General features: G+C 69.5%; 20 protein-coding genes and 1 pseudogene. 12 read left to right on the forward strand and 9 right to left on the reverse strand.

From position 1 onward, the window contains the following. Positions 1 to 465, reverse strand: a pseudogene (locus V6V89_RS08845) (transglycosylase domain-containing protein); the annotation flags it as partial. Positions 466 to 653: 188 nt separating this feature from the next. Beyond that, positions 654 to 1,172 carry a DUF5318 domain-containing protein gene (locus V6V89_RS08850; RefSeq protein ID WP_334618513.1) on the reverse strand — a complete coding sequence of 173 codons (519 nt, stop codon included), beginning with the start codon at positions 1,170 to 1,172 and terminating at the stop codon, positions 654 to 656. A 153-nt stretch (positions 1,173 to 1,325) separates the two neighbouring features. On the opposite strand from V6V89_RS08850, the gene V6V89_RS08855 reads away from it, so the two are divergent. Further along, a complete protein-coding gene (locus V6V89_RS08855; protein WP_334618649.1) occupies positions 1,326 to 1,952 on the forward strand; it encodes a PadR family transcriptional regulator in 627 nt (208 codons plus the stop codon). Between the two features lie 23 nt (positions 1,953 to 1,975). Next, the gene (locus V6V89_RS08860; protein WP_334618514.1) at positions 1,976 to 3,055 is read left to right on the forward strand and encodes an inositol-3-phosphate synthase; all 1,080 of its coding nucleotides are present in this window, start codon (positions 1,976 to 1,978) and stop codon (positions 3,053 to 3,055) included. A 45-nt stretch (positions 3,056 to 3,100) separates the two neighbouring features. On the opposite strand, the gene V6V89_RS08865 is transcribed toward V6V89_RS08860, so the two are convergent. The 3 genes from V6V89_RS08865 to V6V89_RS08875 all read right to left on the reverse strand — a co-directional run bounded on the left by V6V89_RS08865 (position 3,101) and on the right by V6V89_RS08875 (position 5,931). After that, positions 3,101 to 3,577, reverse strand: coding sequence for a methylated-DNA--[protein]-cysteine S-methyltransferase (locus V6V89_RS08865; protein WP_334618515.1), 477 nt, complete (start codon positions 3,575 to 3,577; stop codon positions 3,101 to 3,103). Positions 3,578 to 3,608: 31 nt separating this feature from the next. Then, positions 3,609 to 4,403: a hypothetical protein gene (locus tag V6V89_RS08870; protein ID WP_334618516.1), complete on the reverse strand. Its 795-nt coding sequence runs from the start codon at positions 4,401 to 4,403 to the stop codon at positions 3,609 to 3,611. Positions 4,404 to 4,470: 67 nt separating this feature from the next. After that, positions 4,471 to 5,931, reverse strand: a complete 1,461-nt coding sequence (locus V6V89_RS08875) for a CCA tRNA nucleotidyltransferase (RefSeq protein WP_334618517.1) — start codon at positions 5,929 to 5,931, stop codon at positions 4,471 to 4,473. Positions 5,932 to 5,969: 38 nt separating this feature from the next. Between V6V89_RS08875 and V6V89_RS08880 the strand changes: the two genes are divergently transcribed. Both V6V89_RS08880 and murJ read left to right on the forward strand, forming a co-directional pair. Further along, positions 5,970 to 6,800, forward strand: coding sequence for a hypothetical protein (locus V6V89_RS08880; RefSeq protein ID WP_334618518.1), 831 nt, complete (start codon positions 5,970 to 5,972; stop codon positions 6,798 to 6,800). Positions 6,801 to 6,818: 18 nt separating this feature from the next. Next, positions 6,819 to 8,552 carry a murein biosynthesis integral membrane protein MurJ gene (murJ, locus tag V6V89_RS08885; RefSeq protein ID WP_334618519.1) on the forward strand — a complete coding sequence of 578 codons (1,734 nt, stop codon included), beginning with the start codon at positions 6,819 to 6,821 and terminating at the stop codon, positions 8,550 to 8,552. Between the two features lie 90 nt (positions 8,553 to 8,642). On the opposite strand, the gene V6V89_RS08890 is transcribed toward murJ, so the two are convergent. From V6V89_RS08890 to V6V89_RS08900, 3 genes are all read right to left on the reverse strand, one after another. Then, positions 8,643 to 9,158: a hypothetical protein gene (locus V6V89_RS08890; RefSeq protein ID WP_334618520.1), complete on the reverse strand. Its 516-nt coding sequence runs from the start codon at positions 9,156 to 9,158 to the stop codon at positions 8,643 to 8,645. Between the two features lie 211 nt (positions 9,159 to 9,369). Beyond that, on the reverse strand, positions 9,370 to 10,197 hold the full coding sequence (locus tag V6V89_RS08895) for a helicase HerA-like domain-containing protein (protein WP_334618522.1): 828 nt from the start codon (positions 10,195 to 10,197) through the stop codon (positions 9,370 to 9,372). A gap of 29 nt (positions 10,198 to 10,226) precedes the next feature. After that, complete coding sequence (locus tag V6V89_RS08900; RefSeq protein WP_334618523.1) at positions 10,227 to 10,496, reverse strand: helicase HerA-like domain-containing protein; 270 nt, start codon at positions 10,494 to 10,496, stop codon at positions 10,227 to 10,229. Positions 10,497 to 10,728: 232 nt separating this feature from the next. Between V6V89_RS08900 and V6V89_RS08905 the strand changes: the two genes are divergently transcribed. The 6 genes from V6V89_RS08905 (at position 10,729) to V6V89_RS08930 (ending at position 16,497) form a co-directional block, all read left to right on the forward strand. Continuing rightward, on the forward strand, positions 10,729 to 12,294 hold the full coding sequence (locus V6V89_RS08905) for a protein kinase family protein (RefSeq protein WP_334618524.1): 1,566 nt from the start codon (positions 10,729 to 10,731) through the stop codon (positions 12,292 to 12,294). 9 nt (positions 12,295 to 12,303) lie between these two features. Beyond that, entirely contained in the window at positions 12,304 to 12,939 is a 636-nt protein-coding gene (gene sigM / locus V6V89_RS08910; protein ID WP_334618525.1) for an RNA polymerase sigma factor SigM, read from the forward strand. Further along, positions 12,936 to 13,835 carry a hypothetical protein gene (locus tag V6V89_RS08915; protein ID WP_334618526.1) on the forward strand — a complete coding sequence of 300 codons (900 nt, stop codon included), beginning with the start codon at positions 12,936 to 12,938 and terminating at the stop codon, positions 13,833 to 13,835. Before sigM ends, V6V89_RS08915 begins: the two co-directional genes overlap by 4 nt. Positions 13,836 to 13,937: 102 nt before the next feature. Further along, the gene (gene trxB / locus V6V89_RS08920) at positions 13,938 to 14,891 is read left to right on the forward strand and encodes a thioredoxin-disulfide reductase (protein ID WP_334618527.1); all 954 of its coding nucleotides are present in this window, start codon (positions 13,938 to 13,940) and stop codon (positions 14,889 to 14,891) included. A gap of 20 nt (positions 14,892 to 14,911) precedes the next feature. Next, on the forward strand, positions 14,912 to 15,235 hold the full coding sequence (gene trxA / locus V6V89_RS08925; RefSeq protein WP_334618528.1) for a thioredoxin: 324 nt from the start codon (positions 14,912 to 14,914) through the stop codon (positions 15,233 to 15,235). A 125-nt stretch (positions 15,236 to 15,360) separates the two neighbouring features. Beyond that, positions 15,361 to 16,497: an N-acetylmuramoyl-L-alanine amidase gene (locus V6V89_RS08930; RefSeq protein WP_334618529.1), complete on the forward strand. Its 1,137-nt coding sequence runs from the start codon at positions 15,361 to 15,363 to the stop codon at positions 16,495 to 16,497. A 5-nt stretch (positions 16,498 to 16,502) separates the two neighbouring features. Here V6V89_RS08930 and V6V89_RS08935 read toward each other — a convergent pair whose 3' ends face one another. Continuing rightward, positions 16,503 to 17,165 (reverse strand): GNAT family N-acetyltransferase, encoded by a 663-nt coding sequence (locus V6V89_RS08935; protein ID WP_334618530.1) that lies wholly within the window; start codon positions 17,163 to 17,165, stop codon positions 16,503 to 16,505. A 292-nt stretch (positions 17,166 to 17,457) separates the two neighbouring features. Here V6V89_RS08935 and V6V89_RS08940 point away from each other — a divergent pair, with 292 nt between their 5' ends. Then, complete coding sequence (locus V6V89_RS08940; protein WP_334618531.1) at positions 17,458 to 18,774, forward strand: aminotransferase-like domain-containing protein; 1,317 nt, start codon at positions 17,458 to 17,460, stop codon at positions 18,772 to 18,774. Positions 18,775 to 18,782: 8 nt separating this feature from the next. After that, complete coding sequence (locus V6V89_RS08945) at positions 18,783 to 19,760, forward strand: D-alanine--D-alanine ligase family protein (RefSeq protein WP_334618532.1); 978 nt, start codon at positions 18,783 to 18,785, stop codon at positions 19,758 to 19,760. The last annotated feature ends 109 nt before the right edge of the window (positions 19,761 to 19,869 follow it).

The raw sequence follows: 19,869 nt of genomic DNA on the forward strand, positions 1-19,869 counted from the left end.
GCCACCCTTGCCGCTCTTACCGCCGCGCCGTCCGGGACCGGTCGGCCCACCGGGCCCACCGGGACCGCCTGGCCCCTCCAGGAAGTCGGGACCACCGAACTCGGGGGCAGCCGGCGAGACCGGCCGCACTGACGCCCGCCCGACCGTGGCGCGCCCGGCAGCGCCCGCGGTACCCGCCGCCGCGCCGACGCTCGCCCGACCACCGACGCGCGCCCGGCCAGCCGAGCCGGCCGAGCCGGCACCCACGGAGGCGGAGCCGACCGACGCGCGGCCGGCTGGCGATACGGGCCGTGGAGACGGCGAGGCGCTGGCCCGGCCGTATCCGTTGCCGTTCGCCGGCCAGCCGTCATCCGCGGCGCCTGCCGACCCCCGTGGACCCGACCCGCGGTCGGAGCCGTGGTCGCCGGACGGGCCCGGGATCTGGGCCCGACCGCGCGCGGAACTAGGGTCGTCGTACGAGTTCATTCGTCACACCCTGCCGGTCGCGGTGGCACGCTGCTGCGACGCCACCGGTTTGCGGTGAGTTAGGACACGTTGTGCGGCGGGCATGGCGGCCCGCCAGTTACCCGAAATATTCGGACTTATCCGATTAACGAGTGAGCGCTCGCCCCGCCACTTGGGGAAGACCCAGTTGTCGCTTGGGCAAGCGCTGGTCACCGTCGGGCCCCTCGCCTTCGTTTGGACGCCGGCACGCCGGAGCCCGAGGGGGTACCGGTCGACGCGCCGGAGCCGGCCATGGAGCCGACCGGCGTGGCGGAGGCGGACACGCCCGCCGCGACGGACTCGGGGGTGGAGTCGTCGCTGGACAGGCCGTCACGGCCGAGAAGGAACTGCTCGACCAGGTGGTTCCAGTCGCAGCCGCGGCACACCTCGACCACGTAGACCTGGAACTCACGGAACGTCATCGCCAGCACGGGCAGCTCGGTGAGCGTGCGCGCCTGGCCGGCCGACTGCTTCAGCTCATCGCCGTAGATGTAATGAACCAGCGTGAGGTTCTCGCGTCGGCAGATCGGACACCGCCTGTCGATCGGCTCACCATGGAAGCGAGCTGCGTTCTTCAGGTATGGCGACGCATCACAAATCTCATACGTCCCAACCCGGCCCGACAGGACTTCACGCAGCAGCGCTCGCTTCTGAAGCGAGTAGTCGACGACCTGCCGCTGCGTGCGCATGCGCACGAGGGTACGCGGTTCCGTCCCGAGTGGCGACAGGCGTCACTGTCCGTAACGAACTCGATCCGTTTCGGGGTTTGAAAGTCATGCCGAGTCGAGCTAACGTGACGATGTATCGGGCCGATACATCGGGGGCTGGAGGTGGTGGTGACAGTGCTCGAGCTCGCCATCCTCGGCCTCCTCCAGGAGTCACCCATGCACGGGTACGAGCTCCGCAAGGAGCTCAACACCAAACTTGGGGCGATCCGGGCAGCGATCAGCTACGGCACGCTGTACCCGACGCTGCGCAGGCTGCAAAGCGATGGCTGGATCACCGAAGCGGGCGAGACGTCCGCCGACGCGGAGGAGATCCCGCCACTCACGACCCGGCGGGGACGGGTCGTCTACAAGATCACCGCAGAGGGCAAGGAGCGGTTCGCCGATCTGCTCGCCCAGGTGGGGCCAGAGACGTACGACGACACCGGGTTCGGCGTCCACTTCGCCTTCTTCGCCCGCACCGATCGTGCCACCCGGCTGCGCATCCTGGAAGGTCGCCGCCGGAAGGTGGAGGAGCGCCGGGAGGGCCTGCGCGACGTGCTCGCGCGCGCCGCCGAGCGCCTCGACGCCTACACGCTTGAACTGCAGCGCCATGGTCTCGACGCCTGCGAGCGCGAGGTCCGCTGGCTGGAGGAGCTCATCGCCAACGAGCGCTCCGGCCGGGCTCCCGACATCGGGGGTCCACAAGTCGATGACAACCCGCCTCCGCCTGGGTCTGCCAGGGAATTGCCGGAGCGGCCGTGATGAACAAGAAGGAGGCAACCGCGATGGGCTCCGTCCGCGTGGCCATCGTCGGCGTGGGTAACTGCGCCTCGTCCCTGATCCAGGGCGTGGAGTACTACCGCGACGCCGACCCCAACGACCGCGTTCCGGGTCTCATGCACGTCACCTTCGGCGACTACCACGTGTCCGACGTGGAGTTCGTCGCGGCGTTCGACGTGGACGCCAAGAAGGTGGGCCGAGACCTCTCAGAGGCGATCATCGCCAGCGAGAACAACACGATCAAGCTGTGCGACGTGCCGCCGACAGGGGTACAGGTGCAGCGCGGCCCGACGTTCGACGGTCTGGGCCAGTACTACCGCGAAATCGTCGACGAGTCCGACGAGGCGCCAGTCGACGTCGCGCAGGCGCTGCGGGACGCCCGGGTCGACGTCGTCGTGTCATACCTGCCGGTCGGTTCCGAAGAGGCCGACAAGTTCTACGCCCAGGCCGCCATCGACGCGGGCTGCGCCTTCGTCAACGCGCTGCCGGTCTTCATCGCCTCCGACCCGGTCTGGGCGAAGAAGTTCGAAGACGCCGGGCTGCCAATCGTCGGCGACGACATCAAGAGCCAGGTGGGCGCGACCATCGTGCACCGCGCGCTGGCGAAGCTCTTCGAAGACCGCGGTGTCGAGCTGCTGCGCACCTACCAGCTCAACTTCGGCGGCAACATGGACTTCATGAACATGCTGGAGCGCACCCGGCTGGTCTCCAAGAAGATCTCCAAGACCCAGTCGGTGACGTCCCAGGTGCCGCACGAGATGGCCAAGTCCGACGTCCACATCGGCCCGTCCGACCACGTGCCGTGGCTCGACGACCGCAAGTGGGCCTACATCCGGCTGGAGGGCAGGTCGTTCGGCGACACGCCGCTCAACGCCGAGCTGAAGCTCGAGGTGTGGGACTCGCCCAACTCGGCCGGCGTCATCATCGACGCGGTTCGCGCGGCGAAGATCGCGAAGGATCGGGGTATCGGCGGCCCGGTGCTCTCCGCGTCCTCTTACTTCATGAAGTCGCCCCCCGTGCAGTACGCCGACCACGAGGCGCACGCCGCGGTGGAGGCCTTCATCAAGGGCGAGATCGAGCGCTGACCAGCGGCGACGTATAAGTAAGGCCGGGCGCGCGCCCGGCCTTACTTATTGCCAGGCACGCTCCAGCGCCACCCGGGCCTCGAGCTCCAGCAGGTATCGCTTGCGGTGCAGCCCGCCGCCGAAACCGACGAGTTTGCCGCCCGCCCCGACGATGCGGTGGCAGGGCACGATCACCGGTATCGGGTTGCGGTTGCAGGCGACGCCGACCGCCCGCGCCCCACCCGGATCACCCACCGCGGCTGCGATCTCGCCATAGGTGCGCATCTCCCCGTACGGGATGCGCGACATCTCGCGCCAGACGGCGCGCTCGAACTCACTTCCTCGCCGCACCGACAGCGGCACGCTGAACTCCATCAGCTCGCCAGCGAAATAGGCCGCGAGCTCCTCGACAGCGGTCTTGAGCATCGGTTCGTCGGTCGTGGCAGGCGCGTCGACCCCACCGAACCGCACCCCACAGACCCCGACGTCATCGATCGCGACGCCCAGCTCGTCGATCGGCGAATCGACTACCAACCAGTGCACCCGACCATTGTCGCGCCGGGGTACGACATCGTCAGCTGACGCGGGTGTACTCGGTGGTGAAGAGGAAGGTTTGCTGGGTCAGGGTCTCGGCGGAGCAGGTGTAGGAGACCGGGTCCTCGCTGCCCTCGAAGGGGAGCGGATCGCCGTACTGCTCACCGTCCAGGAAGAGCTTGCCAGTGGCGTTCGACTCCACGTCGCTCAGGGCGACCTTGCCGTCCGCGGCGGTGTACCGGTACGTCACGGTGCCGGAGATCTCCAGCGTCACCTTCTGCCCGTCCATGTCGCCCTCGAACTTCGTGCCGCCCCGGTAGTCGGTCTCGCCGGTGCCGTCCGCGTTGAGCCGGAGCATCGCGTCTTCGCCGCCGGTGAAGCTGACCTTGCCCTGGTTGGGCACGTTGACGTCTTCGCGGTGTGAGGTGACCCGCCATGTGCCGATCACGCAATCGTCGATCCCGCCGCTGGGGGAGGCCGCCGGGGAGGCGCTGGCCTGGGCGGTCGCGGTCGCGGTGGCGGTGGTCGGGTTGGCGATCGGGTCGAGGTCGTCGTCACCGTCGCCGCGGGTCGCGGCGACCACGACGATCGCGACCACGAGGACGAACAGGGTCGCCGAGAGCGCGATCAGCGGTACGAGGAAGGAGCGGCCGCGCTGCGGGGGATAGCTGCCCCCGTAGCCGCCGCCACTGGTCTGGTGCGGGTAGCCGGGCGGCACGCTCGTCGGGTACGGCGTATACGACTGTTGCTGCGGCACGCCGCGGAACGTGCGGCACTGGGTGCAGTAGCCGGCCGCGTCGACGAGCACGCCGCCGCAGACCGCACACGGCTGCATCCCTGCCTCCCCTTCGTGGATTCGCCTTGCGACGTTAGCCGAGGAATCCCGATAGTGGCGGCCCCGCCTAGATCACACCTTCGTCTCGCGCCCATCGCCGCAGCTCAGCCTCTGCCTCGTCGCGGTCGAGCGGGCCGCGCTCCAGCCGAAGCTCCTTCAGGTGCCGCCATGCCCGGCCGACGATCGGTCCGGGCGGTACGCCGAGTAGCTCCATGATCGCGTTGCCGTCGAGGTCGGGCCGGACCCGTGCGAGGTCTTCCTCGGCGGCGATCCGGTCGATCCGCTCTTCCAGCGCGTCGTAGTCCGAGGCGAGCTGGGCGGCCTTGCGGCGGTTGCGGGTGGTGCAGTCGGACCGGGTGAGCTTGTGTAGCCGGGAAAGGAGGTCCCCGGCGTCGGCCACATAACGGCGCACCGCCGAGTCGGTCCACTCGCCCCGGCCGTACCCGTAGAAGCGCAGGTGCAGCGCGACCAGCTTGACCACTTCGGACGTCACGTCCTTGGGATACCGCAGCTCCTTCATGCGGTGCTTGGTCATGCGCGCGCCGACCACCTCGTGGTGGTGGAAGCTGACGCGGCCCGCCTGGTCGACCGCCTTGGTGGCCGGCTTGCCGATGTCATGCATCAGCGCCGCCAGCCGCAGGATGAAGTCGGGCCCCTCGGCGCCTTCGAGCCGCACCGCGTTGCTGACGACGGTGAGGGTGTGCTCGTACACGTCTTTGTGCTGGGCGTGCTCGTCGATGGCGAGCTTGAGCGCGGGCAGCTCGGGCAGGAAGCGCTGGGCAAGCCCGGTGTCGACGAGCAGCCGCAGGCCGGCGACGGGATCGGCACCGCACAGCAGCTTGGTGAACTCGTCGCGGATCCGTTCGGCGGTGATCCGGTCGAGGTCGGTCGCCATCGCGTCCATGGCGGCCCGCACGTCCGGGTCGACAGCGAACCTGAGCTGCGCGACGAACCTGGCCGCCCGCAGCATCCGGAGAGGGTCGTCGCCGAACGACTCCTGCGGCGTGCTGGGGGTGCGGATGCGTCGCGCGGCGAGGTCGTCCAGGCCGCCGTACGGATCGGTGAACACGTGGTCGGGCACGCTCACCGCCATCGCGTTGACCGTGAAGTCGCGCCGCCGCAGGTCGTCGAGGAGGCTGTCGCCGTACTGGACGACCGGGTTGCGCGTGACCCCGTCGTACGCCTCCGCCCGGAACGTGGTGATCTCCAGCCGGATCCCGTGGCGCTGCGCCCCGATCGTGCCGAAGTCACGCCCTGTCTCCCAGGTGGCCTCGGCCCAGCCCTTGAGCACGCGAAGCGTGTCATCGGGCCGCGCGTCGGTGGCGAAGTCGAGGTCGTCACCCAGCCGGCCGAGTAGCGCGTCGCGCACCGACCCACCGACCAGGTGCAGCTCGTGTCCCGCTTTGGCGAACCGGCGGCCCAGCTCGTCAGCGACGGGGGAGACCCGCAGGAGTTCGGCGACGGCGTTGCGCTGCGCGGCGGTGAGGTGGCGGCGCTCGGTGGCGGCTGCGTTCGGGCTCTCGGACATGGGACAGCCAGCCTATCGGTGGGGCAGGATGGTGCCTCGTGCCGGTACCCGAGGTCCTGCGGACCCTCAGCAACGACCCCGCCTTCTGGGCGGAATGGTTCAACGGCAGCCATCCGGACGAGCCGGACCCGGTCGAGTTGCGCGTCACGTTTCCGGTCTCGCACGGCTTCGGTCTGGTGCTCGACGTCGACCGTCACTACGGCACGTTCGGTCTCGGCCTGCGCACCCCGATCACGATCGAGCCGATCCAGCTCGGCTGGGACGACCCGTCGGATTGGCATCCGCACTGCCTGCGCTGGCCGGAGGTCGACCTGATCGGGCGGGTCACCGCCCTGGACGACCCGTCGCTGCCGCATCCGGGACTGCCGGTGGTGCTGCTGTCGCGGTTCGCGCCGATCACCCCCGAAGACGACGCCGGCGCGGTCCGCGCGCTGCTGGGCACCGCGCTTCGGTCTTTGCGGGTACCGGCACCGCCGCTGGAGCAGGAGCCGCTCTTCCCGGACGCGGGGGAGCCCTGGCCCGTGCTGAGCGAGGAGCAGGTGGGCAACTACCTGGCGGTGGCCCAGCGGGACCTGCGCACGCTCCGGGTGACCGACAACGAGCAATTCCCGTTCGACGATCTGGCCGAGCTGGTGCGGCTGGCCGAGCGGCGGATCTCCCGGCTGCGCGTCGAGCCCTGGTACACGGACCAGGTGGCCGCCGCGGCGCGGGCGTCGGACGTATCGGCGCTGGTGACCGCCCTCGACGCCGCCGGCTGCGACCATCCCACGGTCATCGACGCGCTCACGCCGCCGGTCGTGCCCGCCGAGGCGGCGTGGGTCGTCGAAGTGCTGGGCGGCGCCATGCCCGTACCCTTGGGGCGGCGGTAGCGAGGGCATTGGGGTGAGATGAGCGGCGGTCTGTACAGGAGTGCCAACGCCGGGCACCTCGACCCCTCCGAGGCGAACGGCGCCGTGCTGATCTCGACGGCCGGTGCGCCGCCACCGGTGGGCGCCGGCGGGGAGGCGCCGCCGGGCGAGGCCAGCGCCGCCAGCAACAGCGCGATCATGGCGATCGGCAGCCTGGTCAGCCGGGGCACCGGATTCCTGCGCACACTCGTGCTCGCGGCGGCCCTCGGCGGTGGCGCGATCGGCGACGCGTACACGACCGCGCAGGTCGTGCCGAGCGTGATCTACGAGCTGCTGCTGGGCGGCATTCTCGCCAGCGTCGTGATCCCGATGCTCGTGCGCCGGCGCAAGGCCGACGCCGACCGTGGCGAGGCGTACACCCAGCGCCTGCTGACGCTGGCAGTGGTGGCACTCGGCGCAGCGGCGCTTCTGGCCACGCTGAGCGCGTCGCTGCTGACCGCCGTGTACGCCAGCGACAAGCAGGGCCCGGAGTTTCAGGACCTGGTCACCCAGATGTCCTACCTGATGTTGCCGATGATCTTCTTCATCGGCATCTCCGGCGTCCTAAGCGCGGTGCTGAACACCCGGGGACACTTCGCCACCCCGATGTTCACGCCGATCCTCAACAACCTTGTGGTGATCGCCACCGGGGCGCTCTACATGATCATTTACGGCACGGAGGCCATCCGGCCGGGACAGATGACGCCGGGCCAGATCGCGGTCATCGGCGGCGGCACGCTGCTCGGCGTGGTGGTCCAGAGCGCGGGCCTGTTCCCGGCGCTGCGCAAGGTCGGCTTCAAGTGGCGCTGGCGGTTCGACTTCCGCGAGCTGGGCCTGCGCGAGCTAGGCCGGCTCGGCGGCTGGGCGCTCTGCTACGTGGTGGCCACTCAGATCGGCCAGGTCGTCGCGTTCAAACTGCTGAACGCGGCCAGTGGCGAAGACGCGGCCGGCCCGATGATCTACAACAACGTCTTCCTGCTGATGATGATGGCGCACGGCATCATCTCGGTCTCCATCATCACCGCACTCGCTCCGCGGATGAGCGCCGCGTCGGCCGACAACCGCAGCGCCGACCTGGCCGCCGACCTCGCCCGCGGCACCCGCATGATCACGGCGGTGCTCACGCCGGTGGCGATCTGCTACGCGGTGCTCGCGGCGCCCATCTCCATCACGCTGTTCCAACGCGGCGCGTACAGCGCGCAGAACGCCACCGACACCGCCCTGGTACTGGTCGTCGCAGCTGTGGCGCTGGTGCCGTTCTCGATCAGCCAGCTCTACACGGTTGGCTTCTACGCCCGGCAGGAGACGAAGACGTCGGCGCTGGTCAACCTCCCAGTGGTGGGCCTGCGCATCCTCGTGCAGATCGTCATCTTCGCGCTGTTCTCGGCGGCGTTCGCGGCCCCCGGGCTAATGTTCGCCAACGCGGTGTCTTACGTGGCCGCCGCGCTGATCTCCGCGATGCTTCTGCAGCGACGGATCGGCGCGATCCCGTTCGGCCCCATCCTGGCGAACTTCGTCAAGGTCGGCATCGCCGCCGTCGGCGCGACGGTCGTGGGCATCGTCGTCGTGTACCTGCTGCCCGGCGACTGGACGCCGAAGCGGCCTGAGGCGATTCTCCAGCTCGTGATCGGCGGCCTGGCGATCGGCGGCACCTACATCGGCATCGCCCTCGGGCTGAAGGTCTCCGAGATCACCGAGGTGCTCGGCATGGTCCGCCGCAAGATTGGCCGTTAGCAGGACTCAGCATTGCATGGCCGGCGCCGCGACGCGCTCCCGTCAAGGCGTCCCTTCCGGGACGCCTTGACCACAGGAGCTCGACGGCGCCTACTTCGTGCCCATGGCACAGGCGACGCCAGTGGGGTTGAAAGCCACCCGCGTGCCGGACGTCTCAGTGGCGATCAATTTGGGATTAATCTTGCCCATGTAGGTCTTACGGGTGATCTTGTACGTCTTCCTCGTCCCCTGCGCGTAAGCGCGGTAAATCTGGTTGTTGGAGGTGAACTTCGGTGAGGTGCAGGCTGCCGTAACGGACACCGACGAACCGGAACTCCAGCTGAGTTGACCGGCGACAAAAGAACGCGACGCGCCAAGGCTGAGCTCAATGGTGCGGCTGACCGTTTTCGTCCACGAGAAGCTGCAGGTTCCGCCCGTTCCCGCCGAGCAGGTTGCCAGTTGACTGCCTCTGTAACCCGTCGATGTAGACAGGACACTGACCGAGTACTTGTACGAAATTTCCGGCCCAACTGGGTCGGCCGAGGCCGGGGAAGCCGCAACGAGACTGCCCGACGTGAGGATCGCAGCACTTGTCAGCGCTACGACCCATCGCCGCATTCCTACCATGGAAGTCACCCTTCATTTCCACCATTAGGTCGATAACTCTTGCTGCTAAGGTCGCCGGATGCGCGTGACGGGGAGAGGCGTGACGAATCCTTACGGGACCCGACCTGCCATTACAACCTCATTCCAGTCAACACATGCACGCCAAATTTAGCCGGCCGCACTGGCCGAGAAAGGTATAGCTAAATAGCCCTCACGGCCACAACCAACCATCTTATGGCGCGGCAAATGTCCCGAATTTGTTGCGGGATAATGCAATGCGGCGACCACTTCGGTGGCCAGCGAGCTCGGGATTAGCGGCGCCGCTTCCTGGCGGTACCAAAGTCTGGCGTGCGATGGCCCCGCCCGTGGCGGTGGCCGCGGCCCGGAAGAACGACTTCGCGGCGCTCGACGTGAGCACCTTCTCCACCATTCCGGGCTCCTGCTGTGGGTAACCAGCCCCGGGTTTCGACTTTTCCACAGGAGCCTGTGGATTCAGCTTCTCGGTCAGCTTCTCGGTCAGCTTTTCGTACGCGGACTCCCGGTCGACCGGCTCGGCATACCTCGCGTGCAGCGACGACGCCCGCACGATCGACTCCATCGCGGCGGTGTCCGCCGCTGCCATGAGCGACTGCGGTGCGCGCAGCCGCGTCCAGGCGACCGGCGTGGGCGCGCCGTGCTCGGAGAGCACCGTGACCATCGCCTCCCCGGCGCCGAGCTGGATGAGCGCCTCCTCCAGGACGTACGCCGAGTTCGGAAACGTCGAGGCGGTCGCCTTGAGCGCCTTCGCGTCGTCCGGCGTGTACGGCCGCAGTGCGTGCTGCACCCGGTTGCCGAGCTGGGCGAGCACATCGGAGTGCACGTCCTTCGGCGTCTGGGTCACGAAGAAGACGCCCACGCCCTTCGACCGGATCAGCCGGACCGTCTGCGTAATCGACTCCAGGAACTCCTTGGACGCGTCCTTGAAGAGCAGATGCGCCTCGTCGAAGAAGAACACCAGCTTCGGCTTGTCGAGCTCGCCGACCTCGGGCAGGTCCTGGAACAGGTCGGCGAGCAACCACATAAGAAAGGAGGAGAACAACGCGGGCTGTGTCACCACACCCGCGCGGCCGGCTGCCAGTCCTGCCCGATCTCGGTAGCCCGCGCACTGATCTTCTCGTTGGCGGCACCGGGCGCCGACATGCCCGAGGTCTTGCCCGTGCCGGTGGCGCCGGCGACCAGGCCGTGCCGGTTGAGCGTGCCGAGCGGGATGCGCACCTGCGCGGTCGCGTCGCACTCGCCGTCAACCACGAGTGCGCCGAGATCGAGCGACGCGCCGTCGAACGCGTAACCGGCGCGCACCTCGGCCGCGAGATTAGCCATGCGCAAAAGGGTACCTAACAGGTTTATCCCTACTAATAGGGCGTACACCGCTGTCGGTGCGTGAGGATGGCGTGTCCGGAGTTAGCGCCACACGGGTAAGGTCGCTCCCGGCGGGTGTGGGTACCGCCTACGCTATGAAATGACACCCGCGGCCGACAGCGGCCACGGCACCACAGCCAAGACCGCGGTAACTACGGGTCCGCTGATCGCACGATCACCGAGGGAGGACGGGGTGACCCAGGTCGGCGAAGGTCAAGAGGCGAGCGAGAGCACGCCTCAGGTAATGACCTTCGGTGCGCCCTCCGTCGGTGAGATCCTGGCCGAGCGGTACGAGCTCGCTGAACACATCAATGACGACAGCGCCGGGCGACAGGTGTGGCGGGGCGTCGACGTCATCCTGCGGCGGCCGGTCGCGGTGGTGCTGCGGTACCCCGGCGGCGACTCGGCGGCTGAGATGCTCCAGGCGGCCGTCGCGGCCAGCCGCGTGATCCACCCGAGCCTGGTGGGTGTCTACGACGCCATCGACGAAAGCGACCGGGCGTACGTCGTCCGGGAGTGGGTCGACGGCGAGGCCCTGCGCGACGTGGCCGCCGACGGCCCGCTCGACGCGGCGCGCACCACCACCGTGGCCCACGCGATCGCCGACGCGGTCACCGCGATCCACGCCACCGGCATGGTGCACGGCAACATTCACCCGGGCTCGGTCCTCATCGGCGACGACGGCCGCGTGGTGCTCGCCGACGCTCGTGCCGACAGTGCGGACACCCCCGAGACCGACATCCGGGCGATCGGCGGCATCCTCTACTTCGCACTCACGGGTCACTGGCCGCACGACGAGGTGGGCACGTCCAACCTGCCCGACGCGGTGCGCGACGGCAGCGGCGCGATCGCCGCACCTCGCCAGGCCCGGGCCGGCGTGCCGGCGTACCTCGACGACCTCACCATGGACCTGCTCGACAAGCGGCTCGCGCTGCCCGCCGCAGACGTGCTGGCCGCCGAGCTCGGGCGCCTCGACACCGCCGCCGACGACTCCTATTACGAAGACGCCGGGCCGCTGCGCCTGCTCGGCTCGGGCAGCAGCGGTCAGGGCGCCGCCGTCGAGCGCAGCGCATCCGAGACGACCCGCCCGGCCGGGCGGAAGATCGCCGCTGGCGTCGCCGGGCTGCTCGCGATCGCGGTCGTGGGGCTCCTGTTCGGCATCAACGCGCTCAGTGGCGACGACCCCGGTGCTGGCGCCGCGCCCGCTGGCAATGGCACGAGCGTGTCGCCGGCGCCGGGAAGCAACGTGCCCGTCGCCAAGCCGCAACCCTTCCCCCTCACCGCTGACCAGGTGCGCATCGTCGACCCCCCGACGGGCAACCGGCAGGGTCTCGAAGGCGTCGACAAGGTGGTCGACGGCGACGACAACACCGGCTGGGAGCCGTTCAGCTACAAGAGCGCCGACTTCGGCAACCTCAAGCCGGGCATGGGCGTCCTCGTCAACCTCGGGCAGCCGCGCGCCGTCAGCTCGGTGACGGTGACGCTCTCGCACCCCGGTGCGTCCGCCGAGCTGCGCTCCGGCGACAGCGATCCGGGCGCCACCTCCGCCGGCGACGACGCGATCGTGAGGACGTACCAGCGGGTCGGTGAGGAGCAGTTCGAGAAGCACGACGGCACCAAGATGGTCTTCAACGGTTTCGACCCCGACCGGAAATACCAGTACCTGCTGTTCTTCATCACCGAGATGCCGGCAACACAGGACGGCCAGTACCCGTACAAGGTCGGTGTGCAGGAAATCGCGGTGGCCGGCCTCAGCTAGGGTGCAGCCGTGACCCACAGCACACGCAGCGACGCGGAGCTGCTGCGTGCCCACGTCGATGGCGACCGGCACGCCTTCGGCGAGCTGTTCCACCGCCACCGCGACCGGTTGTGGGCGGTGGCGATCCGCACGCTCACCGACCGCGAAGAGGCCGCCGACGCGCTCCAGGACGCCCTGCTCAACGCGCACCGGTCCGCGCACCGGTTCCGGGGCGACTCCGCTGTCACCACCTGGCTGCACCGCATCGTGGTCAACGCCTGTCTCGACCGCATCCGCCGCAGGCAGGCACACCCGACCGTGCCACTGCCAGACAGCGGCCGCCCCGACGACGAGCGATCCGTCCGCGGCGTCGAACCCGCGGCCCCGGCGACCGACCACGACACCGCCCTCGACGTGCGGCAGGCCCTCAGCCAGCTGCCCGAGGAGCAGCGCAGCGCCCTGATCCTGGTCGACGTGCAGGGATACCCGGTGGCTGAGGCAGCGGTCATGCTCGGCGTCGCCGAGGGCACGATCAAGAGCCGGTGCGCGCGTGGGAGGGTTCGGCTCGCCACGATGCTGGGTCATCTGCGGAACCCCGCGACCAGCAGCCGCGTCGGATCGAGTAAGGCAGACGCGCGCGCCGCGAAGGTGGAGGAGTCGAAGTGACCGGGCGGGAGTTCAGCAAGGTCGACATCGACCTGCTCGCCGACTACGTCGGTGGGGCGCTGGATGGTACCCCCGAGAAGGACGCCGTCGCGCGCCTCGTGGCCGACGATCCGGCCTGGGCCCAGGCGCATGCCGAGCTTTCCGCGGCGCTCGCAGCGGTGCACACCGACCTCACCGCGTGGGGCGGGGCGACGGAGCCCATGCCGGCCGACATCGCCGACCGCATCGGCGCCGCCCTGGCGGACGAACCACTCCGGCCCACCCTGACAGCCATGCACGGCGGCCGCCGTGCCGGCACCGCGAGCCAGGCGGCGCGCCGCAGGCGCTGGCCCGCGTGGGGCACGCCTGCGGCCATCGCCGCCGGCATCGCCGTCTTCGCCGGTTTCGGTCTCAGCCAGCTCGGCGGCCTCTCAGACAGCGACGACGCCGGCAGCAGCGGTGCCAACGCGCCGGTGGCCGCGCAGGACGAGGCGGCCGCGGGAGCCGCTGCGCCGCAGGCGCTCTTCGACGTCACCGGGCAGATGATCGCGACCGGCCAGGATTACCGGAGCGTGACGCTGTCCAGCGCGCGGGCGCCCGCTACCGACGCGCGCGCCAACGGTGACCAGCCTCTCGTGGGCCAGGAAGGTTCCAAGGCCCGGATCTCCGTCCCCGACCATCTGCGCGGACTGACCAATCCGGGCGTGCTGGGCAGCTGCCTGAACTCGATCGCCCAGGAGCACAACCGTGGACCGACGACCATCCAGGTGGTGGACTTCGCCCGGTACGACGGTAATCCCGCTCTCGTCGTCTTTTTCACCGACGGGAACGGGGAACGCTGGGTATGGGCATCCGGACCAGCCTGCGGACAGCCGGGGTCGGGCGCGGACACCCGTGGTAGTGCGGCGCTAGGGTGAACTGACCCACTCCAGTAGCGGGTTGGGGAATCATCGCTTCGTACGATGGGTTCTGCTTTGCGCACCCCTCAAACGGTGCACACCAACCATGGGAGTTCGGAAGTGGACGAGGTCCGCAACCTGATAATCGTCGGCTCGGGCCCGGCCGGCTACACCGCCGCTGTGTACGCCGCGCGCGCCAACCTGAAGCCGCTCATCATCGAAGGCGTCCAGTCCGGTGGTGCGTTGATGACGACCACTGAGGTGGAAAACTTCCCCGGTTTCCCGGACGGCATCATGGGTCCGGAGCTGATGGACGCGATGCGCAAGCAGGCCGAGCGGTTCGGTGCGGAGTTCATCACCGACGACGCCACGCGAGTCGAGCTGGTCGACACCGGCGTGCCGGGTTCATCGGCCACCCATGCGGTGTACGTGGGCGAGACGGCGTACCGCGCCAAGGCCGTCATCCTGTCCACCGGTTCGGCCTGGCGCCCGCTGGGCGTGCCGGGGGAGCAGGAGCTGCTGGGCCACGGCGTCTCGTCGTGCGCCACCTGTGACGGGTTCTTCTTCCGCGGCCAGCACATCGTGGTGGTCGGCGGCGGCGACTCGGCGATGGAAGAGGCGACGTTCCTCACCCGGTTCGCGGAGAGTGTGACGATCATCCACCGTCGCGACCAGTTCCGCGCCAGCAAGATCATGGCCGACCGGGCGCTGTCGAATCCGAAGATCAAGGTGGAGTGGAACACCGTCGTCGAAGAGGTTCTCGGCGACGATGGCAAGGTCAGTGGCGTCCGGGTGCGCAACACGCACACCGGCGAGGCCAAGGTGCTCGACGTCACGGGCGTCTTCGTCGCGATCGGCCATGTGCCGCGCAGCGAACTCTTCAAGGGTCAGATCGAGATGGACGAAAACGGGTACGTCATCGTCGACGCCCCAACGACCCACACCAACGTGCCCGGCGTGTTCGCGGCCGGCGACGTCGTCGACCACATCTACCGCCAGGCGATCACCGCAGCGGGCACCGGCTGTGCCGCGGCGCTCGACGCCGAGCGTTTCATCGCAACATTGGAAGTCTGAGTTCACCAGGAGGGTCCTAAGTGGGAGCGACCAAGTCAGTCACCGACGCGAGCTTCGTGAGCGACGTGCTGCAGTCCGACAAGCCGGTACTGGTGGACTTCTGGGCCGAGTGGTGCGCCCCGTGCCGCAAGGTCTCGCCGCTGCTGGAAGAGATCGCCGGTGAGATGGGGGACAAGGTCCACATCGTAAAGCTCAACATCGACGAAAACCCGGAGACGGCGAGGGCCTACCGGGTCATGTCGGTGCCTACGCTGACGATCTTCAAGGGTGGGCAGCCGGTGCAGTCGGTCGCTGGCGCGCGGCCCAAGGGTGATCTGGTGCGTCTCATCGAGTCTGCGCTCTAGGTCAAAGGCTCGTTTCGGGCCGAGTTCCACGTGGAACTCGGCCCGAAATGCTGTCTGGGTCGCACCATGTGGGTATGTTGCGGCTCAGGAGTTGCCGCCCAGCGTTGTGTCCCCAGGGGGTCCTAGTGCGTCCATACCGGCTCGGCGATATTGGTCCGGCGGTTCGTGAGATCAACCAGATCCTCGCAGGGCTCGACCTCGTCGCGTCCGGCCACGACGAGTACGACGACGCCACTGAGAACGCCGTGCGCAGCTTTCAGCAGGGTCGTGGTCTAACCGTCGACGGGCAGGTCGGCGCGGAGACGTGGCGGGCGCTAGAGGCGGCCCAGTGGCGACTCGGTGCCCGTGCGCTGTTCCACGCGATCCCAGAGCCGCTCGTCGGCGAAGACGTCCACGCCCTCCAGGAGCGCCTCCTGGAGATGGGATACGACGTAGGGCGCGCCGACGGCATCTACGGCCCCCGCACCGCACGCATGGTGGCCCAGTTCCAGCGCGAGGTCGGGCTCTACCCGGACGGCGCCTGCGGGCCGCAGACGATGCACGCGCTGCGCCGGCTCGGCCGCAAGGTGGTGGGCGGCCGGCCGCAGTGGCTGCGGGAAGCCGAGGAGTTCCGGCGCAACGGGCCAAACCTGATAGGGAAAACCATTATCATCGATCCCGGTCACGGCGGGGACGACCCGGGCATCGTCGTGCCCGACGGGCCGCTCCGCTGGACCGAGGCCGACCTCTCCTTCGACCTGGCCGCCCGGCTTGAGGGCAGGCTCGCCGCCGCCGGCATGCGGGTACATCTCACGCGTGGACCGGTCGGCACCGGTGAGCTGACCGACCTCGCCCGTGCCCAGCTCGCCAACGAGCTCGGTGGCGACCTGTTCATCTCGCTACACATCGACGGCCACGCCAACACGGACGCGGACGGCGTGGCGAGCTTCCACTACGGCACCGGCAACGGCGTCACGTCGACCGTGGGGGAGCGGCTCGCCGGCCTCGTCCAGCGCGAGATCGTCGCGCGCACCGGCCTGCGGAACTGCCAGACCCACGCCAAGACGTGGGAACTGCTGCGGCTCACCCGGATGCCGGCCGTACGGGTCGACGTCGGATACCTGACGTCACCGCTCGACCGGGAACGCCTGATCGACCCGCACTTCCGCGACCGCGTGGTCGAGGCCGTCATGGCGGCTGTACAGCGGATGTACTTCCCGGTCGAGCAGGACGTGCCCACCGGCTCGTTCGACGTCCGGGAGCTACGGGCGGCCGTCGCCTAGGGCTGCTACGACGTCGTCGTGCGGGTCGCCGGGCGCACGGGGCGTAGCAGGCTCTCCGGGCTCATTGAGCCGAGCAGCTTCTCCAGCGCGTACTCGACGTCGGACTTCCACGACAGCGCGGTACGCAGCTCCAGCCGCAGCCGCGGGAAGCGCGGGTGCTGCCGCACCGTCTTGAAGCCCACCGAGAGGAAGAAGTCGGCCGGCGCCAGGCAGCCCGGCTCGCCGTCGTCGCCCACGTCGCCGAACTTCGCGTCACCGAACGCCTCGATGGCCTTGATGCCGCGCTTCGTCAGGTCGCGCGCGACCCCCTGGACCAGCATCCGGCCAAGCCCACCACCGGCGAACGCGGTGACCACGTGCGCGGTCATCAGCAGGGCGGCGTCGGCGGACACCGGAGAGGTCGGAAACGCCATCGAGCGGGGAACGTAGGCGGGCGGCGCGTACATCACGAAGCCGGCGGGCATGCCGTCGACGTACGCGAGCTTCCCGCAGGAGCCCCACTCCAGGAGAGTCTGGGAGACCCACGCCTCCTTTTCGAGGCCGGGGTCGCCGGCGGCGCACGCTCTTTCGGCGGCCACGGGATCGAGCTCCCAGAAGACGCAGCGCCGGCAAGGGCGTGGAAGATCTTCCAGCGTGTCCAGCGTCAAGCTGACCAGGCGTCGCGACATCAGCGAATCCTCATGTGAGCCTCGTTATGTAAGCCCTTGAAAACGCAGCCACGCGCCCCTGGATCTCCGCCGTCCCCGGCTGGGCGATGCGGACCTGCCCCCAACGAGGCATCGTACGCGGGAAGTACGCGTCAGGGGAGAGGTCGGGCAAGATGGTCACTTCTGGGTCGGCCATTCGGACGCCGTCGAAGTAATAGAGGGCGTCGGTTGGGGCAAGAGACTAGGATCGACCGACTAGTGCTGTGCCGCCACCGCCGCCGGCACGTTCACCCCTCTGAGGCGAGGTGATGTCATGACCGGCACGACGCTCGACGACTATACCGACCGCTACGCCCGGCGGGTTCGCGGCATGACGGCATCGGAGATCCGAGCCCTCTTCGCCGTGGCCAGCCGGCCAGAGGTGGTATCGCTCGCCGGCGGCGCGCCGTACATCGCAGCTCTTCCGCTCGACGCCGTGGGTGAGATGCTCGGCCGGCTCGCTTCCGAGCAGGGCGCCACCACGCTGCAGTACGGGATCGGGCAGGGCACCCTCGACCTGCGGGAGCGCATCTGCGAGGTGATGGCGCTCTCCGGCATCGACGTCGGGTGCGGCGCCTCCCCGGACGACGTCGTGGTGACCGTCGGTGGCCAGCAGGCCCTCGACCTCGTGGCGCGCCTGTTCCTCGATCCCGGTGACGTCGTGCTCGCCGAAGGCCCCACCTACGTCGGTGCGCTCGGCGTCTTCCAGGCCGCACAGGCCCAGGTGGTGCACGTGCCAATGGACGCCGACGGCCTGGTGCCCGAGGCGCTGGAGCAGGCCATCGCCGAGGTCGCCCGGTCCGGCAGGCGGGCCAAGTTCCTCTACACGATCCCCACGTTCCAAAATCCGGCCGGCGTCACGCTGACCGAAGAGCGGCGCGAGCGGGTGCTCGACATCTGCGAGCGCGCCGGTCTCCTCGTCGTCGAAGACGACCCGTACGGGCAGCTGAGCTTCGACGGTGAGGCGCCTGCGCCGTTGCGCTCCCGCCGCCGCGACGGCGTGTTCTACCTCAGCACGTTTTCCAAGACGTTCGCGCCCGGCCTGCGGGTCGGTTGGATCCTGGCGCCGCACGCGGTGCGGGAAAAGCTGGTCATCGCGAGCGAGGCGCAGATTCTCTGCCCCAGCGCGTACGCCCAGGCCGCCGTCACCACATACCTGTCGACGATGCCGTGGCGCGAGCAGCTCAAGATCTACCGCGAGGTCTACCGGGAGCGCCGCGACGCGCTACTCGCCGCGCTCACCGACTACATGCCGGCCGGCACCACGTGGACCCAGCCGCAGGGCGGTCTCTTCGTGTGGGCAACGCTCCCGGAGGGGTTGGACTCCAAGGCGATGATGCCGCGGGCCATCGCCGCCCGGGTGGCGTACGTGCCGGGCACGGGCTTCTACGCCGACGGCACCGGCACCGGCAACATGCGCCTCAACTTCTCCTTCCCGCCGCCTGAGCGGATCCGGGAAGGCGTGCGCCGGCTCGCGAGGGTGATGGAGCAGGAGACCGCCATGCGGCAGGTCTTCGGCTCGCTGGGCGGCGCGCCCGGCCGCCGCCGGGGGCAGGCCGGGGCCGATGCCCCAGGCCCCGACTTGGCATGATGCGGGGCATGGATACCGGCACCACCACCGATCTCCGCGTACTCGTCCTCGCTGGCGGCCTCTCATACGAGCGGGACGTCTCCCTCAGGTCCGGCCGCCGCGTGCTCGACGCGCTGCGCAGTGCGGGCATCGAGGCGGAGCAGCGGGACGCCGACGTGTCGCTGCTTCCCGCCCTACAGGCCGACCCGCCCGACGCGGTGGTCATCGCGCTGCACGGCGCAACGGGGGAGGACGGCTCGCTGCGCGGCGTGCTCGACCTGTGCGACGTGCAGTACGTCGGCTGTGACGCCCGGACGGCGCGGCTGGCGTGGGACAAGCCGTCAGCGAAAGCGGTGCTGCGCGAGGCGGGCATCCCCACGCCCGACTGGGTTGCGCTGCCGCACGACCGCTTCTCCGAGCTCGGCGCCGTGGCGGTGCTCGACCGGATCGTCGACCGGCTGGGGCTTCCGCTGATGGTCAAGCCTGCGCAGGGCGGCTCCGGTCTGGGCGCCGCGGTCGTGCGTGACGCGGGTGCTCTGCCGGCGGCGATGGTCGGCTGCTTCGCGTACGACTCGACTGCGCTCGTCGAGCGGTACGTCGCCGGCATGGACGTCGCCGTGTCGGTGGTCGACCTCGGCGACGGGCCGCAGGCGCTTCCCGCCGTCGAGATCGTGCCGCGCAACGGCGTCTACGACTACGCCGCCCGGTACACCGCGGGCCTCACCACGTGGCACTCGCCGGCCCGCCTGGATCCGGAGGTGGCCGCGGAGGTGGCCCGGATCGCACTCGCCGCGCACACCGCGCTCGGGCTGCGCGACCTCTCCCGCGTCGACCTCATCGTCGACTCCGACGGACGGCCGCACGTCCTCGAGGTCAACGTCGCGCCCGGGATGACAGAGACCTCGCTCATGCCGCTGGCGGTACAGGCCGCCGGTCTCGACTTCGGCAAGCTGCTCGCCACAATGGTCGCCCGGGCATCGGCCCGGGGCCGGCGGGGCCTGGACTGAGCGACGCGCCGACGAAGTCGGTGCGCGGCGCGAAGGAAGGCGCCGCCCTTCAGGCCCAGGGCCCGCGCGAGCGCAGCGAGCGCCAACAAGCCCTGCCCGGGGCCGGCGG

The sequence above is a fragment of the Micromonospora sp. CPCC 206061 genome, from assembly GCF_036906915.1.
Lineage (GTDB): Bacteria > Actinomycetota > Actinomycetes > Mycobacteriales > Micromonosporaceae > Phytohabitans.

Coding starts and splice junctions, on each gene's coding strand:
- V6V89_RS08850 (WP_334618513.1), bottom strand. CDS start 1,172: ATGCGCACGCAGCGGCAGGTCGTCGACTACTCGCTTCAGAAGCGAGCG.
- V6V89_RS08860 (WP_334618514.1), top strand. CDS start 1,976: ATGGGCTCCGTCCGCGTGGCCATCGTCGGCGTGGGTAACTGCGCCTCG.
- V6V89_RS08870 (WP_334618516.1), bottom strand. CDS start 4,403: ATGCAGCCGTGTGCGGTCTGCGGCGGCGTGCTCGTCGACGCGGCCGGC.
- V6V89_RS08875 (WP_334618517.1), bottom strand. CDS start 5,931: ATGTCCGAGAGCCCGAACGCAGCCGCCACCGAGCGCCGCCACCTCACC.
- murJ (WP_334618519.1), top strand. CDS start 6,819: ATGAGCGGCGGTCTGTACAGGAGTGCCAACGCCGGGCACCTCGACCCC.
- V6V89_RS08890 (WP_334618520.1), bottom strand. CDS start 9,158: ATGGTAGGAATGCGGCGATGGGTCGTAGCGCTGACAAGTGCTGCGATC.
- V6V89_RS08895 (WP_334618522.1), bottom strand. CDS start 10,197: ATGTGGTTGCTCGCCGACCTGTTCCAGGACCTGCCCGAGGTCGGCGAG.
- V6V89_RS08900 (WP_334618523.1), bottom strand. CDS start 10,496: ATGGCTAATCTCGCGGCCGAGGTGCGCGCCGGTTACGCGTTCGACGGC.
- V6V89_RS08935 (WP_334618530.1), bottom strand. CDS start 17,165: ATGTCGCGACGCCTGGTCAGCTTGACGCTGGACACGCTGGAAGATCTT.
- V6V89_RS08940 (WP_334618531.1), top strand. CDS start 17,458: ATGACCGGCACGACGCTCGACGACTATACCGACCGCTACGCCCGGCGG.
- V6V89_RS08945 (WP_334618532.1), top strand. CDS start 18,783: ATGGATACCGGCACCACCACCGATCTCCGCGTACTCGTCCTCGCTGGC.